This window comes from Rahnella perminowiae, from assembly GCF_019049695.1.
In the GTDB taxonomy this organism is placed as follows: Bacteria; Pseudomonadota; Gammaproteobacteria; order Enterobacterales; family Enterobacteriaceae; genus Rahnella; species Rahnella perminowiae.
This window is the reverse complement of sequence record NZ_JAFMOT010000177.1, coordinates 127,913-143,517: the sequence shown is the minus strand read 5'-3', so window position 1 is coordinate 143,517 and position 15,605 is coordinate 127,913. Positions and strand designations below refer to the sequence as shown.

At 46.8% G+C, this 15,605-nt stretch carries 18 protein-coding genes and 2 pseudogenes; 9 read left to right on the top strand and 11 right to left on the bottom strand.

What is annotated here, in order from left to right; all coding sequences use genetic code 11:
• From J1781_RS13765 to J1781_RS13755, 3 genes and pseudogenes are all read left to right on the top strand, one after another.
• Nucleotides 1–180, top strand: a 180-nt coding sequence (locus tag J1781_RS13765; protein ID WP_217233757.1) for a hypothetical protein, incomplete at its 5' end; no start/stop codon positions are given.
• 403 nt (nt 181–583) lie between these two features.
• Nucleotides 584–1,815 (top strand): annotated as a pseudogene (locus tag J1781_RS13760) (IS110 family RNA-guided transposase).
• Between the two features lie 115 nt (nt 1,816–1,930).
• Nucleotides 1,931–2,476 (top strand): hypothetical protein, encoded by a 546-nt coding sequence (locus J1781_RS13755; RefSeq protein ID WP_129955541.1) that lies wholly within the window; start codon nt 1,931–1,933, stop codon nt 2,474–2,476.
• A gap of 273 nt (nt 2,477–2,749) precedes the next feature.
• Here J1781_RS13755 and J1781_RS13750 read toward each other — a convergent pair whose 3' ends face one another.
• Complete coding sequence (locus J1781_RS13750; RefSeq protein WP_129990900.1) at nt 2,750–4,183, bottom strand: MFS transporter; 1,434 nt, start codon at nt 4,181–4,183, stop codon at nt 2,750–2,752.
• A 129-nt stretch (nt 4,184–4,312) separates the two neighbouring features.
• On the opposite strand from J1781_RS13750, the gene J1781_RS13745 reads away from it, so the two are divergent.
• Nucleotides 4,313–4,693, top strand: a complete 381-nt coding sequence (locus tag J1781_RS13745; protein ID WP_217138404.1) for an ArsR/SmtB family transcription factor — start codon at nt 4,313–4,315, stop codon at nt 4,691–4,693.
• A 167-nt stretch (nt 4,694–4,860) separates the two neighbouring features.
• On the opposite strand, the gene J1781_RS13740 is transcribed toward J1781_RS13745, so the two are convergent.
• A complete protein-coding gene (locus J1781_RS13740) occupies nt 4,861–5,715 on the bottom strand; it encodes a LysR family transcriptional regulator (RefSeq protein ID WP_238483534.1) in 855 nt (284 codons plus the stop codon).
• A gap of 140 nt (nt 5,716–5,855) precedes the next feature.
• On the opposite strand from J1781_RS13740, the gene J1781_RS13735 reads away from it, so the two are divergent.
• Both J1781_RS13735 and J1781_RS13730 read left to right on the top strand, forming a co-directional pair.
• Nucleotides 5,856–6,764, top strand: coding sequence for an SDR family NAD(P)-dependent oxidoreductase (locus tag J1781_RS13735; protein ID WP_238483533.1), 909 nt, complete (start codon nt 5,856–5,858; stop codon nt 6,762–6,764).
• Complete coding sequence (locus tag J1781_RS13730) at nt 6,761–7,609, top strand: SMP-30/gluconolactonase/LRE family protein (protein WP_217233755.1); 849 nt, start codon at nt 6,761–6,763, stop codon at nt 7,607–7,609. Before J1781_RS13735 ends, J1781_RS13730 begins: the two co-directional genes overlap by 4 nt.
• A 77-nt stretch (nt 7,610–7,686) precedes the next feature.
• Here J1781_RS13730 and J1781_RS26190 read toward each other — a convergent pair.
• The 5 genes and pseudogenes from J1781_RS26190 to J1781_RS26330 form a co-directional block, all read right to left on the bottom strand.
• Nucleotides 7,687–7,848 (bottom strand): annotated as a pseudogene (locus J1781_RS26190) (cysteine hydrolase); the annotation flags it as partial.
• Between the two features lie 66 nt (nt 7,849–7,914).
• The gene (locus J1781_RS13725) at nt 7,915–8,535 is read right to left on the bottom strand and encodes a class I SAM-dependent methyltransferase (protein ID WP_217233754.1); all 621 of its coding nucleotides are present in this window, start codon (nt 8,533–8,535) and stop codon (nt 7,915–7,917) included.
• A gap of 2 nt (nt 8,536–8,537) precedes the next feature.
• Nucleotides 8,538–8,801, bottom strand: a complete 264-nt coding sequence (locus J1781_RS13720; RefSeq protein ID WP_217233753.1) for a hypothetical protein — start codon at nt 8,799–8,801, stop codon at nt 8,538–8,540.
• Between the two features lie 273 nt (nt 8,802–9,074).
• Entirely contained in the window at nt 9,075–9,527 is a 453-nt protein-coding gene (locus J1781_RS13715; protein WP_112152623.1) for a GNAT family N-acetyltransferase, read from the bottom strand.
• Between the two features lie 698 nt (nt 9,528–10,225).
• Nucleotides 10,226–10,357, bottom strand: coding sequence for a hypothetical protein (locus tag J1781_RS26330; RefSeq protein ID WP_269154558.1), 132 nt, complete (start codon nt 10,355–10,357; stop codon nt 10,226–10,228).
• A gap of 68 nt (nt 10,358–10,425) precedes the next feature.
• On the opposite strand from J1781_RS26330, the gene J1781_RS13710 reads away from it, so the two are divergent.
• Complete coding sequence (locus tag J1781_RS13710) at nt 10,426–10,701, top strand: hypothetical protein (RefSeq protein ID WP_129955545.1); 276 nt, start codon at nt 10,426–10,428, stop codon at nt 10,699–10,701.
• A gap of 506 nt (nt 10,702–11,207) precedes the next feature.
• Here J1781_RS13710 and J1781_RS13705 read toward each other — a convergent pair.
• The 4 genes from J1781_RS13705 to J1781_RS13690 form a co-directional block, all read right to left on the bottom strand.
• Nucleotides 11,208–11,456: a hypothetical protein gene (locus J1781_RS13705; protein WP_217138391.1), complete on the bottom strand. Its 249-nt coding sequence runs from the start codon at nt 11,454–11,456 to the stop codon at nt 11,208–11,210.
• A 271-nt stretch (nt 11,457–11,727) separates the two neighbouring features.
• Nucleotides 11,728–12,444, bottom strand: coding sequence for a YnfC family lipoprotein (locus tag J1781_RS13700; protein ID WP_217233752.1), 717 nt, complete (start codon nt 12,442–12,444; stop codon nt 11,728–11,730).
• A 308-nt stretch (nt 12,445–12,752) separates the two neighbouring features.
• A complete protein-coding gene (locus tag J1781_RS13695; RefSeq protein WP_217233751.1) occupies nt 12,753–13,295 on the bottom strand; it encodes a DUF3916 domain-containing protein in 543 nt (180 codons plus the stop codon).
• A 415-nt stretch (nt 13,296–13,710) separates the two neighbouring features.
• On the bottom strand, nt 13,711–14,436 hold the full coding sequence (locus J1781_RS13690; protein WP_129990885.1) for a type 1 glutamine amidotransferase: 726 nt from the start codon (nt 14,434–14,436) through the stop codon (nt 13,711–13,713).
• Between the two features lie 117 nt (nt 14,437–14,553).
• Between J1781_RS13690 and J1781_RS13685 the strand changes: the two genes are divergently transcribed.
• Nucleotides 14,554–15,327 carry an AraC family transcriptional regulator gene (locus tag J1781_RS13685; protein ID WP_129990884.1) on the top strand — a complete coding sequence of 258 codons (774 nt, stop codon included), beginning with the start codon at nt 14,554–14,556 and terminating at the stop codon, nt 15,325–15,327.
• Nucleotides 15,328–15,477: 150 nt separating this feature from the next.
• Nucleotides 15,478–15,600, top strand: coding sequence for a hypothetical protein (locus J1781_RS26325; RefSeq protein WP_258453513.1), 123 nt, complete (start codon nt 15,478–15,480; stop codon nt 15,598–15,600).
• The last annotated feature ends 5 nt before the right edge of the window (nt 15,601–15,605 follow it).

Sequence of the window (15,605 nt, the reverse complement as noted above, 5' to 3'; positions counted from 1 at the left end):
TTAAGGGCAAAAACAATCTGCTCTTCGGTGAATCGTGACTTTTTCATCGGCACCACCTCCGTTCAGGGGAGTGTTTATCATGCCGGAATTCTGTTTCTGAATGGAGCAGGATTTTGGGTCAGGGTCAAACGTTCTCCAATAATACACTACAGTCCTCACTTCCATAATATTCGAATGTGATGCCCAACTCTTGCACATTCTTAGGTAGAATGAGTTCCTACTCAACAGTAAGACTCCGATCTTTGTTCAAAGCAGAATGACCAGTTCCCTGTTGATTCGCGCAGAATACTGTTAGCAATGTCCGTTCCTCGCTCATCACTGCCAGTGAGCAGTGCTTCGGTCCGCTCAGTGCCAGGTATAGTCATTCGGACCTTGAGAATTACACTTTTAAGTGATACAGGGTATGCGCTTACTGGTTACGAATATTGAGCGAGAATCATGTGATGATCGCCGCTTTTCTTTCTAACCAGTAGGTGCTCCGCGTTCGCTAACGAATACTCAGGGCATGCAGATAAACTGCTGGCTAATATTTCTTCCGAGGAGCGTGGAATGCATACCAATCCCCGATAAAAAGGAGTTGGTGATGACTGCGATAGATCAGTTTGCTGCGCACGTTGGTCTGGACTGGGCAGATAAAAAACACGATGTCTGTGTTCAGTTTAAAAACGGCGAACGCACATTCCATGTGATTGAACATACGCCTGAAGCGTTAGATATCTGCCTCAACGCGTTGCACAAACAGGTGAAAGGCAAAATAGCTATCGCCCTTGAGCTGAAGAAGGGCCCCGTGGTATATGCTCTTCAAAAATATCCCTTTATCACCGTTTTCCCCGTCCACGCTTTGTCACTGGCTCGTTACCGGCAAGCCTTCTCGCCCAGCGGCGCTAAAGATGACCCCCAGGATGCAGAACTGGCATTAGAGTTAATGCTGCGTTATCCCCAAAAAATAAAAGCTATTGAACCCGACAATGCGGATATCCGGTTACTCCAGCAACTGGTTGAGCAGCGTCGTCAGTTGGTTGAAGATAAACGCCGCTTTGTGAACCGGATAATCAACACGCTTAAACAGTATTACTGGAGTGGTTCTCACACCGGGGTAGCTTACTGTTGTGTGAACTGATTATACGATGGCCCAGTCTGCAACAACTGAAACGCGCCAGGCGCGACACGATCCGCAACTTTCTGAATGCCAAAGGTGGTCGCGCAATGGCCCTTACCGAGCAGCGTGTTGCGAGTATTGATAACGCGATCCCATTGGCGACAGACCCGAGTGTTATAGAGGAGGCTAATGCTTTGATGGCAACCGCACTGGCGACACAAATTAAAGTCGTGAGTGAAATCATCAAAACCTATGACGAACGAATCGAAACGCTGTTTGACACATTGCCAGATGCGGGGCTGTTCAAATCACTTCCGGGCATGGGGCCGTGTATGGGCCCACGTATGCTTGCTGCACTTGGTGATAACCGCAACCGGTTTAACAGCGCTGAAGAAATTCAAAACTACGCAGGTATTGCACCGGTGACAGAACGAAGTGGCCAGAAATCCTGGGTTCACTGGCGATGGCAATGTGCGAAGTTCGTCAGGCAGACCTTTGTTGAATGGGCTGCCAAGACGGTTAACTCATCATACTGGGCCAAATTGTATTATCAGGGGCAGCGAGAAAAGGGAAAATCTCATCAATCCGCGATCCGGGCTCTGGCATTCAAATGGCTAAGGATCATTTACCACTGCTGGAAGACCAGAACCCGCTATGACGAAGCGAAATATTTGCTGGCACTGGAAGAGCGAAAATCGCCCTTACTGATGCCGTAAAAAACTTGTCGAATGTCTCAGGGCGTGAAGCGGACTAAGGTAGTACCATATTTACATAAAGAGTATTGTTTAAAATCAATCGGTTTGATGAGTTAACTTCTCAAGGATTAAAATAATGCCACTGCCGGAAAGAATGAGACCAAGCAAAGTCAGTAGTAACAAAATTAATGAACTTTCAAAAAGTGCTGAAATGATACTTTCTAAAATTGATGGAGGCTGTGATCAAGAAGATCCCATATTAGTAAGCATGATGGGTGAATGGAACAACCAGGTTGTATGTCCCTATACTTTTCCTGATTTCAGAGATTTTTCCTCCTGGACCAGTGCCAGGGAATTTACCAGGATGGCCTTTAATCTGGAGAGGTTTTACCCAGACTATACCTGGAGCGAATTGATTCAAACAATCAAATTTATATGTGACTCCGAGGGCAAAGAATCCGAACAAAACTTTGCTCTTTCATTGCTTGAGAGGAATTTTAACGGTAATCCATCTGATCTTATTTTTTGGCCAGATAGTTGGTTCCAAAATCCTGAGATGTTACATGTTGATCTCAGTGTTGAAGAGATTGCTGGGTACTTGATGGCTCGCTCAGGTAGGCATTTAACTGACGCTCCAGAGATAGAGTTGATATATCCAATCCCTGACAGTAGCTGTTTATAAAATAGCCGCCAGTTAGACACATGCTAAGTCATATTACATCAAAATGACGAGTAAGAGCCGACGTCCGCAGTTCGCTCACAGCGGACCTTCGAATCAACTGGCTAGTCCGCTTGGTGCCAGAAACGAGCGTTCACATGCAGGTCAGTGCAGCAGCATGTTGAAATTTTCGCGCACCTTCCAGCGCAAGCTGCAAATTAAAAGACCCGCCATAAGCAGGTCTTCCACATTAATACTTTTCATCTGAAGCCATCGGCAAAGGATACTGATTTTCTGCTAGGTTATTTCTGCTGGCAAATCAGTTGCAGCTTTGCAAGGTAACAGGCAGGAAACAAAAAGCCCTGCAATTTGTCCCGCTGCAGCCAGATAAAATGCAATTTGTAAGGCATTTTGGAGACTGTTTGTAGAGTTCACCTGATGCAGACTTACGGTCCCGCTTCCGGATAAAGCAACTAACAGAGCAATACCAATAGCGTTACCAACATTCAGCGTTGTAGAAGCCATACCTGAAGCAACCCCTTGCTCGTAATGCTTTACGCCTGAACCAGTAGCTACCCACATTGCCGTCCAGACAATTCCCTGGCCTATTCCTGAAATGACCAGTCCCGGTAATACGCTTAAATAAGATGCACCTGAATAGGCTGATGGAACCAGTGCCAGCGTACCCGCAATTCCAGTTAAAAAACCGGCCAGTAAAACTTTGCGTAACGACAGACTATTTGCAAGTCGGGCTCCGAATTGCGTTCCGACAAAAATTGCCAGCGAAGGCGCTATAAACGCCAGGCCGGTCTGCAAGGCGCTGTATTCCATAATGTTCTGAAACATAACTGTCAGAAAATAAGGCAGAGCACCGAAGGTTCCCATATAAATAAACGTGATCACCATGCCTGTTGTCAGACTTCGATTCCTGAATAATCGTACCGGCATTAATGGGTCAGGGCTGCGAAATTCTATGGCGGCAAACGCCAGCAGAAATACCACTGACAGACTCAGTGATAAGAGAATATGCTCTGACAACCAACCCTCTTCAGGCCCCTGAACCAGAGCATAAACCAGCAGAATTGCTCCTGTGGTGACTGTCACAGCGCCCGGCAAATCGAAGCTGCGGCGCTCTTCCTGGAAACTGTCCTTCGGTAACACAAAAAAAGCGGCGCATATTGCAATCGCTGCCAATAAAACATTGACGAAAAATACTGACGGCCAGCCATAGACGCCTGTAAGTATCCCGCCCGCGAGCGATCCCAGTGTAAGACCACTTGCGCCTGCGCCGCCCCAGACTGCCAGTGCCCGGTTGCGCAACGGCCCTTCCTCGAACAGTCTGTTTATAAGCGAAAGCGTGGCAGGAAAAAGTAATGCTGCGCCTATACCCTGTATGGCTCGTGCAATGACAATGACGACAGGACTCCACGCTAATCCACCGGCCAGTGAGGAGAGCGCGTAGAGCCATAACGCACCGATAAAAACCCGACGTTGTCCCAGAAGATCTGCTGCTCGTCCACCGAACAATAAAAATCCCCCACAGCATACCGTATAAGCACTGACCACCCACTGGAGCGTGTGCTCCGAAAACCCCAGCCCCGATCCAATTTCCGGTAGTGCTACAAACACAATATTGATATCAAGGGAGTACATGAGTTGGGCGAAGGCAAGCAGCGCAAGGCTGAGGTGTTGAAAGCGAGGGGCACCTGATTCCCGTAAGGCAGTAACCATAAATAATCTCCAAATGAACTAATGTTCGACTACATGCGTACATTTAATGTATGTATGTACTCGTACATTAGTCAATCGATAAAATTTAAAGTATAGTGTTGGCATGTTTACAATCTGCTGAGAAACCCCATGCTTTCTAAACACCCTGATGCGGAACAAATACGTCTTGAAAATGTGCTGACAGCTTTGGGGAATCCATTACGTCTGACGGTGGTTCGGGTGCTGGCGGGCGGCGGTGAGCATGCTTGTAGCGCCGTGCTGAGTGGGATTCCTAAATCGACGCTGACTCACCACTGGCGTGTCTTACGGGATAGTGGCGTTATCTGGCAGCGCCCTTTCGGGCGCGAAAATTTACTATCGCTGCGCCGGGAAGATCTTAATGCTCGCTTTCCCGGGCTGCTGGATGCTTTGTTGGGTGCTGTGGAAAACGACGCACTGACACAGGAATCAACAACCAGGAATCTGCCGATGCCATCCACAGAACAGAAAGCACGCGCAGAGGAGAAGTAAAAGGAATTGAGCGCGTACTTCCGCTCCTCGCTCAAACCGGACCTTCGAATCAACTAACTGGTCCTCTTGGTGCCAGAAAAAGACAGTCCTTCACTACTCCCACCGTCAAAAGATTACCACTCCGACGGCTGGAAAATTTTCCTAGTGAATGTGATAAAACCTGCTGCTTATCTGCGGCAGTTAAGAACGAAGGCATGTGCTGATGGAGATAAGTGACGATAGCCGATGACGAGATCGAATTCAATTTCAGCACCTGATAAGGGATGATAACTAATCCGGTCACCTCGAAAGCCACTCATACTTTGAGGAACGACAGATACACCTCCTCCCACAGACACCAATGACAAGACTGCATGCATTCCATGTGCTTCCTGAGTAATCATCGGCACAAAGCCAGCTTTAGCACAAAGGCGGATAACCTGCAGATGAAAGCTCCGCCCCTCAGGCATTGGCCACAAAATAAAGGGTTCACCTGCAAGATCGGCAAGCGTAAGGTCTGACCGCTTACTGAAAGGATGATCTTTTGGGATAGCCATGCACAGACGATCACTGTCGAAATTGACCTGTTCGATGTCATCAGCCTTTTCAAGAGGGGGGATCAGTACACCGATGTCTAACGTCCCGTCGCGCAGAGCAGCAATCTGTGCAGCGGTTGTTGTTTCCCGCAATTCAAGTCGTACCTTCGGATGACTTGCCCTGAATTCACGAATAATATCGGGCAACCGGCCATAAAGTGCGCTTCCTACATAACCCAGGCGTAAAAGACCCGTTCGTCCTTCAGCCACATCTATCGTAGAAACAATGGTTTTTTCAGCCTGTCGGAGGGTTTTGCGTGCCTCACTGACAAACTTTTCTCCCGCAGGCGTCAGGCCAAGTACGCGATTACCACGCTCGATAAGAGTGACGCCGAGATCTTCCTCCAGTTTCTGTATGGCACTGGTCAGCGGAGGCTGCGACATGTTAAGGCGTTCAGCGGCCCGGTGAAAATGTAACTCCTCCGCGACAGCAACGAATTGCTCCATTCTTCGTAAAGTGATCCGTGCCCGACTCTCTGTCGTCATATTCCGCCATCCCTCTTGTTATTGAGTCAATCTTTCCACGATACAATTAAAGTATTAAGAAGCCATATAAAGAGTATTTTATATATCAAAGGTATCACTCTATGTTGTTTTCTCAATCACTTAGTGAAAACGGCGAGGGTGACATGGTGGATTTTAAAGGTCGGGTAGTGCTTATCACCGGTGCGGGTCGTGGATTGGGATTCGCGTATGCCCGGTGTATGGGTCAGCTTGGCGCAATGGTTTTGATTCAGGATATCGGTGCCAATTCTGACGGGGAGGGTGTCGATCCTCATATTGCAGAACTGGCGGCAGAGACACTTCGATTGGAAGGGCTGAATGTACACGCGATCCCGGGGGAACTGGCCTCACGCGAGAGCTGCCACAACTTGTGCAGAGACGCCCTTCAAATCGCGGGCCGGCTGGATGCCTTAATCCATAATGCGGGTTGGGTGGCTTACGAGAATATCGAGTCGATAGAGGAAAGTTCTTTTGACCATATGATGGCCATTGCTGCCAAGGCACCTCTCTGGTTGGCGCAGGCGGCCTGGCCTGCAATGAAAGCTGCTGGCTATGGCCGCATCATTATGACGACCTCTTGCCGGGCGCTCTATCCGCAGTATGTTCATAATGGTCTTGCCTCCTACGCGGCAGCCAAGATGGCCGTGATAGGGCTCACGAATGTCCTTGCCAGTGAAGGCAAAAAAAATGGAATTATCGTCAATGCAATTTCTCCCGTTGCCCAGACACGTATGTGGGGGATAGAGGGGGAACCTGCCGAACTCCACCCTTCGGAAGTGGCACCGGGAGTGGCCTATCTTGCCTCAGCAGAATGTACTGATGGGGGATGGATACTTCGTGCCGCGAACGGGCAGTTCCATGCAACTAAAATGATGGAGGCCGCAAATGTCGACTATCCGCGAAATCTTCGCGCTGTTAAGGCATCAACTGCTCAGGAGGTTGCGGAGAACTGGCAGTCGATCGCGATTTCTGATGTGGAACCGCGACAGTGAATGGCATTTCGGTGGTATTTCCAGGTAAGGCAGTACTGGGAGAGTCCCCCATCTGGAGCTGGTCAAGAGCCAGGCTTTTATGGGTTGATACCCTTGGGGGTTGTCTCAATTATTTTGATCCCGAAACGGGCCGGAATGTGGAACATGCCATGCCCGGGCCGCTGGGCTTTGTCGTGGAGAAAAATACGGGTGAGTTAATCATTGGCATAGGCTGCCATGTTGAGCTAATTGACAGAGCCGGTAAGAGACGAAGGATCGCCACTGCGCCAGACGTACAGGAGGGCTTCCGTCTCAACGATGCGAGCCTGGACGCCTCAGGCCGCCTGTGGGTTGGGCTGATAGATGAAGAATTGAAAGACGGTTCAGGTTATTTGTATCGTCTCGATCCAGACGGTAAGTGGCACACCGTCGATTCTGGTTTCACGCTTATCAATGGAATCAGCTGGAGTCCCGACTGCAAAACACTCTACGTCACTGATTCCCGGCGTGGCGTAATTTACGGATATGATAACGATCCTTGCTCAGGCGAAGTCAGTCATCGGAGGGTAGTTGTCAGCATTAATCCCCAAAAAGGTAAACCTGACGGACTGATCGTTGATCAGGACGGGTTTCTCCTGAGTGTACTCTTTGATGGCGCTGCCATTGCGCGGATATCCCCGGAAGGAGAAATCGAGCGATGGCTTAATCTCCCCGTGCAGCGACCGACAAGCTGTGCCTTTGCAGATGATGATCGTTATCTGTATGTCACCACAGCGCGGCTTGGGCTATCGGAAACGCTTTTAGAGAAGATGCCGTATTCAGGGGCTTTGCTGAGGATCGACTATAAGCGTGCACTGGAAGTTTGAGCGTTTTGCAGACCGCTTGGTGCCAGGAGCGAAAATCAGCCTTTTTAGCCGTCCTGCGGACGGCTCTTAGTTCAAACTCAAAAGCTCCAGCCCGCCGCGGTCGAAAGCGATACGAACGGTCCGGCAAGCGTAACATTGTGATGTTCAATGATTTCATTTGCTGATAAATGATTGTTATCCATTGTTGTATGCGCATCTGAAATCAGCACGGCCCTGAATTCCAGTTCCGACGCGGCTCTATTTGATTCTCACTTTTATCCCGGAACCTCAGATCCTGAAAATGGGGGACACAGTCCCCTTTAACATTAGCGTTTTTTAATCACCGCAAAATAACTTAGCCACTGCTTGCCGGGGATGTTTTCCGCTGCGTCAATAACGGTTTCGGCCTCAAACTCATGCAATGACTCAACGATAAAGCGTTCACGGAAGGTCTCAAAAATCTCATCAGCGTTAATACCTGCATCGATCCCGGTTTCTTTTTTGCAGGCCATAACATAAAGTCGGCCATTATCGCTGAGTAATTTACTCACGATATCCAGGTAAGCAGCCTTTCTCACCTCATCGCCTGAAAAAATATGAAACAGCCCACTGTCAATAATGCTCCGAAACTTCCGATCCCAACTGCCAATAGTGAAAAAGTCTTTAACCATAAAGTCGATGTTAAGACCCGCTGCTTTCGCCTTCGCGGCAGCACGCCCGACCGCCTCTTCGACAAAATCAATCCCGGTAACCTGCTCACCACGCTTAGCGAAATAAGTGGCAAGCGTACCCGTGCCACAGCCAATATCTAAGATTGGCCCACGTATATCAGAGGCGCTTTCGATGAAAGGTTTTTGCGGGCGACCGATATCCCACACTGGCTTAGCGTTATCGACATAATGCTCTCTGAACCCTGCGTGATGTGCTTTACTGTCGATGATGGTCATGATTATTTCCCTTCCTTGTAGTCACTGATATAGGCGTTAGCACCTTGTGTTCGGGCAGTGCGTTCGTCCGGATTTACTTCCGCCTGGACTTCATGCTCCATACGCTGGTTATACATTTGAATAGCGCCATCTAATGCCCTACGGATAACAGCCCCCAAAGGCACATCGATCCCTAATTCACCCTCTAATTTTTCCTTCCAGTCTGTGAAAACCTTCAGTTGTTGATCAGTTAATCTTACGGTTACTACATTATTTTTTCTGCTCATGTTTTCCTCAGCGTCAATCTGCAATTAATGTATACAATGTATACATTGTTTGCAAAAGAGGCAACCTGTGATTTTCTTAAGGATGACCTATTGCCAAAGTTCGCGGTATTAAACATGATTAACGGAGGTGAGATCAGGCAGATATGACATAAAAAGCCGGTATTTGCAGGTCACTAAATGAGAGGATGTTGCGAGGTCTGCTCCTCGCGCGTAGCAGGTATGACAACTCTTTTTTCTGGTGCCAGGCGCGGGCATCAGGATCCATTAATGCAATTAGCACAATGTTTTTGCGAAACAGACGGCCTCTTCTCTGCCTGTGTATGGACCATAATTCTCAATACGGACATACCCATTTTTCTTGTAAAAATTTACGGCCCGATGGTTGATATGTCGGGTTTCCAGTCTCAGTTCGAGATATCCCATTTCTTTTGCGGAGATTTCCAGGAAAGTGAGTAAAGCGTTACCCACGCCTGGCACACTTCGGTCTGAAAACATTCTTTTAAGCTCGGCTATATTTTGCGTTAATGGCCGGATAGCACCGCATCCTATCGCATCGCCATGAGCATTCTTTGCCAATACCCATAACGCTTTATCACCATTCATTGCATCAACAGTGAAATTGCTTTTGCCGTTATCACCCGTAATAGCGGCAAGTTCAGCTGACAGCATCTCGATTAATCGATGGGATTCTGAAGAAAATGGATCTGATTTCTCTACTGTTATCATGTTCATATCCTACAAAGTAATTCTCACCAGCATAAAGTATCCTGCCTGGAAAAGCAGCATCCCGAAACCGGTGACGGGACAACTCTGATTTCTGGCTATCCCGGGGATGCTATGTCCGTTTCACGCCCTGAGACATTCGGCAAGCTTTTTATGGCTTCTGTAAGGACGACTTTCGCGCTTCCAGTGCCAGCAGATATTTCGCTCAAAGTTGCCTGTCATGCCTGCTTAAAAAACAGGCTTAACGCAGGGTATTGTTCGGTTTCCAGGCAAGCCCTACAAAAGCAGAGTGAGATCATTTGCGTTGAATCTCATCACTGCTGGTTTTAAATTCACACGTAATCATTTCCCTTTATGTTTATTAAGTTTTTTTGACAAAGCAATCATTCTTCATATTGAATTTAGCTTTTACAATAACTGGAAGAATGGATTGAAAACGGATTATTTAACTACCCACGTAAACAATACATAAACAAAAAATAAAAATTGAAAATAAATAACCCGCTCAACAACAATAAAAAACTCGCAAGGAAATATAATATTACATTATTAAATAAAGACCTCACAAATCGGTTGCTATGTTTATTCTGCAAGGTTATTAGGCATTCTTTTACCAGAAATAGAACCCCAACTTTTGACAATGAGGTTTTAATTATGAAAGTAAGCAGAATTGCAGCGTTGTTATTTATCTCCTTTACGGGTTATCCAGAGCAGCGGAACCACTCCATCACTTCAATACATCTTCTGTTGACCATCTGATTATTCTTGCAGGCGATGGCGGAGCAGGTGGAACCGGAGGAAGCGGTAGCGATAATGGTGGCGATGGTGGTCATATAAATCCCATGCTGCCAGATCACACGATCTGGCAGTTTTTATAACACGCAGTTGAGGAGACTTCTTTGTGAATATGAATCTTAAATTAGTAGCATTTTTGTTTTGTACTGAGTTTTGCTTGTCGGGTGCAGTACATGCTGAAGATGCTATAACGCAGAACAGTACAGCCACAATCCCTGTGTCAGCAGACCAGGCCAGTTCCCTTAAGGCAGTGACGGTAAAATGCGGGCATTCTGGTAAAGATGGGCAGCCAGGTAAGGACGGTAACAACGGGCAGGGCGGTAAAGGCGGTAAAGGCGGTGCGGCTGGTAAAGGCGGCACCGCCATCCCATGTAGCAATTAAGGTAAGCGCTTTCAGGCAAATAGTGTTTTTCCAAAAAGGTGCTGCTTATGCGTCTGAAACTAATCTATATATTTACAGCTCTCGTTTATTTGGCGTCAACATCGTTCGCCCATGCGGACGCATCGTCCAGATGGTCATCAACGCAACACAACGTTAATGGGTTCGTTCTGGTTGATGATTCTGCCGGGGCAAATGGAGGGCCAGGTGAGTCCTGTCTCAATTACACCGAGTACGAACCATGCTGTTGAGGAAGAAGTTGCTCAAAAAATATTGTTTCAATGCGAGCTTCAAAAAGATGCAATTGGTTGGCCTGTAAGTTGTGGGGCCACGGTAAACGTCCATCGTGAAAGCAACCGGAAACAAACAGTTAGCCACAATCAGTTCCGTTAAAAAATGATATAGCCTGATTGGCAGCCACCTGGAAAGCTGAAAGTATCCTACGTTAAGCCAGTTTTTAAAGCAGGCATGACAGGCAGCTTTGTGCCAGGAGCGGACATTAGGGGCATTTATTCTCTTACCTTCGCCAAGATTGCTCTGAACAGTTCGATGGTCTTCCAGATGTCATCTTGTGTATCTCCATCCCAATCAGGAACTGTGGCCAACTCAGCTTTGAGCTGCTTTATGAGGATATGTGCATCTGCAACTTCATCATTTCGACATTTTGATGCAATACGAGGTATCGCTGTCGAAGGGAGATTGGATTGAGGCGAAGGATTGGTATATTCGGCGGCAATGAATTTTTGTAGTTTACGCATATGATCAATATACCCGGAGGAGTGATTAGAATAACCGATGTTATGCTACAGGGTAATTCTTCCTGCAAAAGGAAGCCAAGGAAATAGCCGCCCTCCTTAATATTCCGCTACTCGCTCAATGCAGACCAGCCTATAGCCTGGTGATGATTACGCTATATCAAGAATTTATTCTTTGATTAATTACTGGAGGGCAATTATATCATTTTCACTTCTGGTCTGTTGTCTTCCATCGGAAAAAGGCTGGCTTCCGACGGAAGAGTGAACGTTGCGCTTAATAAAATTCTACTTTTGTGCTCACCGTCATTTCTGTTGGTTTTGAAGGCGGTGAATCGGTCTTCTGCACCGTCAGTTGGCATAGCTTCGGTACAAGCTGTTCTGAGTATTCACAGGAATTTGTGGCGATGAATCCACCTGAGTTACCCGAGGAATTTGTTATCTTATAGTCCAGAGGCCGCTCATGACTATCTGCATAGGTAACTTCGTTTTTTGAAAGTACTTTATCTTCAAATAGAAATACTGAACGAACAAAATTTGATTCTTTATCATAAAAATGTTCAGATATTTTACTTCCTAAAAAGAATGTATCCTTTATCATCCCATTAGAATTTAGTGTATATTCCATCTTGTCACCATTATCGTTTACTGTATGAAGGTTGCAGTCCTTAGACAATTCTATGGAAAACGGTTTCCCATTTTTTTGCCCCTCAAGAACACTACCCTTTAATTTCAGCTCAAGGGAGTAGCCCTCAGTCGGCCTATTAATAGTTAAATTCTCAACGCAAAAACCATTATCAAAATTAAGCTTGATCTCTTGAATTTCCTTTCCATTAGCTACAACATGTTCATCTAGTGATTTTATTGGGCCTTTTACGGGATTGAAATCAAGTATGGTTGACAAGTTATATAGTATAGGAATGTAATTATTATTTGCATTTGCTATTCCAGAGAAACACAAAGCACCAACCAGGATTGCAAGCACTTTACTCATTTTGCCCTCTTATTTATTTTATGCTTTAATCATCAAAGCATTACAGCATGGTAATAAGCAATATTCAACTCGGATTCAGAGGCCGCTATGGAAGATAAATTACTGGAAATGAATTTTTTGAGATTATCTCGCTCAGTGGCTCATATTGAGTTAAATCGCTACAGAGTTGATAGCTAACTTCCGCTGCTCGCTCATAGCGGTCCTCCAGCTTCGTTAGCTCATCCGCTACGTGCCAGGAATGCACGTTAGACAAAAGTAGAACCTGCTTTTATAGGAGTTTTATTTCCAATCAAATGAAAGCAACTCTCTTAAGTCACCTGACCATAATACCAGCGTTCTCCCGTGAACCATTCATCCCGGTCCTCGCTTCCATAATATTCGAGTGTGATACCTATTTCCTGTACGTTAGCTGGTAGAACGAGTCCCCACTCAGCAGCAAGGCTACGATCTTTGATCAAAGCAGAAGCACCATTCTCTGAATGATCTTCAGTTATGAAGCCTTGATAATATTCTTCGGAGCGATAAAGACAGACCTCACTTGTAAACATATCCGGAAGACATACAACAGCGGTAATCCGCGAACTGTAATTCATACCAACAGTGGCCGTTATAAGGTTTGAACATGCGTTAATTAAAGCTTGTGCACAAGCTGCTTTGGTTTTAATCGTGCTGTATTTTCCCTGAATGAGATTAATTTCTACTGGAATTTTGAAATTCCAGTAATGCTCATCTTCTGAAAAAATGCTACGTTCAGGGCTATGAAAAGTACCAGCCCAACGATTAAGAGCTTTTATGCGTCGGGGAATATTTCTGACTTTGGTTCGATGATCTCTGTTAAGTCGCCTACTCATGAATAATTTACCTATTAGCTGCTCAAACGTTCACGTTGTGCTCCTACACAAGAGCATTCTATCCTAAGTTGTTCAGCTTATCGTTACGTCTGCAATTTAACGTACTGCAATCGGCTTACGAGAATTTATGCCCGCTCATCGCTCGCAGCGGACCTAACGAACCTCACACTGGTCTGCTTCGTGCCCAGGCTGTGTGAAAACTTTTTTGGCCGCTGAAACTGCCAAAAACAGAGCTGAAAACCGCGCTCATACGTAAAATTCGGCTCTACTAACCAGTCGATCAATTCCAGATTTTGCGTAGACGTGCGCACTTCAGTTTTTGGTCAGGGTTTTCACACAGCCTGTGCCAGGAACAGCCGCTGCAAAATCTTTCGTGAGTAAAATAGCCCGCAAAAGGAAAGCTCCGGACTTTATTTCATGCTTTTGCCGATTTGTATCGCGCATCAAGTTTGTCGAGAAAAGTGAACAAAACCTTGTTCATTTCAGTGTAATCATGTGTACGCAGCTCTTCCACGGTATTGACGAAGCGATAGTCTGCGGCCCGGCTCAGGTCTTTCGCGGAATGGGAAATCAGCCGTTCAACCACGTCCGGGGTAAGTTCCATATGGCACTGGAATCCGTAAACCAAATCGGAATAAGCCACGATTTGACGCGGACACCCTTCACTGTAGGCGATAATTTCAGCATGAGCCGTCAGGCCCGGCATATCGTTATGCCAGTGACCTACTTCCAGCGTTGCGCCAAAATGGGTAAACATCTCATTTTTACTGCCCGCCTCGGTCAGGAAAATCGGGAACTTACCTATCTCTTTTTCTGGACTGGGGGCAAACGGGGCATCAAGCGCTTCACCAATCAGCTGAGAACCTAAGCAAATACCAATGACGGCTTTACCAGACTTTATGGCCGAAGCAATTAAAGCCTGCTCAGCTTTTGAGTCAAAATGGGCGCACTCTTCAAGGGTCACGGCCGGATCTTGTGGTCCACCCATGACAATCAATAAATCGATGCCATGAGCATCATATGGGAGCTTTTCACCTGCATAAACACGGGAAAAAGTGACGTCATGACCCCGTACTCTTGCCCATGTTTCATAGGCCCCCGGTGCTTCAAAACTTTCATGTACGATGAAGTGTACTCGCATTGGCATATGCTCCTGTCAAACTTATGATAATCTTCTTTTTTACGTCTCACCCAGCCAATATTGTTCCAGACTGGATGTTTCAACCTGATTATCATACTTGCAGGGGCTGAATCTGAAATGCCAGGTAGTATAGATAAAGCGCCAAGACACGATGACGCCACAGGCTGGTCAGGCACCGCCATATGCTATCAACGCGGGGAAGCTGATCCTCCTCATTATCATATTGAAGGACAACTGCTCTTTGCCACCAGGGGAGTTATGCTGGTTGAAACGGAGGGAAACCGCTGGGTAATACCTCCTCAGCGCGCGTTATGGATACCGCCTCTTCAGATCCACAGTTATAACCTGCTATCGCAGACAGACCTGCGCGCCATCTATTTCAGCAGCAACCTTATCGCTGAATGCACGAACTTTACGAAGAGTAAGCACGTGCACGTCATTACCGCTACCGCGCTGGTGAAAGAATTGATAGCCGGGTTATTCAGTGAGGACTATAGCGAAGCGGGTCAACGGAAAATGGCCCTGTTGCTTCTGGAGATCCTCAGCGAGGCAACCCCCTTAACTGCGCAACTTCCTATGCCCCGTGATGAGCGCTTATTCTGTGCAGCCAGAGAGATAATGGTCAGCTATCGCTGGGAAGCGTCGCTTAGTGAGCTGGCTCATATCGCCACAATGTCTGAACGTACCTTCTCGAGACTGTTTATCAGGGATACAGGATTCAGTTTCAGAACCTGGAAGCAAAGAGCCAGGATTTGTGCTTCGTTAGATCTTCTCGCCAATGGCATGCCCATTAAGCAGGTCGCTTACCAGCTTGGATTCTCATGTCCGGCCGCATTTACAGCGGCTTTTCGTGCCATTTTGGATTCCACACCCCGTAATTTTTTGCCGTAATTTCATGAAAAATCCCTGGCGGAGCACAAATGATGAAGCGTCAGATCCATGCCACCGCGTCGGTGCTTGCAGCCCTTTTTCTGGCCACGTTCTGGACTTCGACGCTGATAACGGCACTGCCAGTTGACTGATGCAGCATACATATTCTGCATGCTGCAAAAACAGGAAAACAAAAAGAATAAAAATATCAAACCGGTACCCACTGCCGGTTACCGGATTGTCACGGAAAGAGCCGATACCGGGTTGCCGGAAGGTTATCTTTTGCCGATGTGACCAAT

Bases quoted from the DNA above. Each gene is read 5' to 3' on its own strand.
- J1781_RS26325 (WP_258453513.1), top strand. From the start codon at position 15,478: ATGCTGCAAAAACAGGAAAACAAAAAGAATAAAAATATCAAACCGGTA.
- J1781_RS13690 (WP_129990885.1), bottom strand. From the start codon at position 14,436: ATGCGAGTACACTTCATCGTACATGAAAGTTTTGAAGCACCGGGGGCC.
- J1781_RS13755 (WP_129955541.1), top strand. From the start codon at position 1,931: ATGCCACTGCCGGAAAGAATGAGACCAAGCAAAGTCAGTAGTAACAAA.
- J1781_RS13720 (WP_217233753.1), bottom strand. From the start codon at position 8,801: ATGAGCAGAAAAAATAATGTAGTAACCGTAAGATTAACTGATCAACAA.
- J1781_RS13705 (WP_217138391.1), bottom strand. From the start codon at position 11,456: ATGCGTAAACTACAAAAATTCATTGCCGCCGAATATACCAATCCTTCG.
- J1781_RS13750 (WP_129990900.1), bottom strand. From the start codon at position 4,183: ATGGTTACTGCCTTACGGGAATCAGGTGCCCCTCGCTTTCAACACCTC.
- J1781_RS13745 (WP_217138404.1), top strand. From the start codon at position 4,313: ATGCTTTCTAAACACCCTGATGCGGAACAAATACGTCTTGAAAATGTG.
- J1781_RS13700 (WP_217233752.1), bottom strand. From the start codon at position 12,444: ATGAGTAAAGTGCTTGCAATCCTGGTTGGTGCTTTGTGTTTCTCTGGA.
- J1781_RS13695 (WP_217233751.1), bottom strand. From the start codon at position 13,295: ATGAGTAGGCGACTTAACAGAGATCATCGAACCAAAGTCAGAAATATT.
- J1781_RS26330 (WP_269154558.1), bottom strand. From the start codon at position 10,357: ATGACCACCATCGCCACCATTATCGCTACCGCTTCCTCCGGTTCCACC.
- J1781_RS13715 (WP_112152623.1), bottom strand. From the start codon at position 9,527: ATGATAACAGTAGAGAAATCAGATCCATTTTCTTCAGAATCCCATCGA.
- J1781_RS13735 (WP_238483533.1), top strand. From the start codon at position 5,856: ATGTTGTTTTCTCAATCACTTAGTGAAAACGGCGAGGGTGACATGGTG.
- J1781_RS13685 (WP_129990884.1), top strand. From the start codon at position 14,554: ATGCCAGGTAGTATAGATAAAGCGCCAAGACACGATGACGCCACAGGC.
- J1781_RS13740 (WP_238483534.1), bottom strand. From the start codon at position 5,715: ATGGAGCAATTCGTTGCTGTCGCGGAGGAGTTACATTTTCACCGGGCC.
- J1781_RS13725 (WP_217233754.1), bottom strand. From the start codon at position 8,535: ATGACCATCATCGACAGTAAAGCACATCACGCAGGGTTCAGAGAGCAT.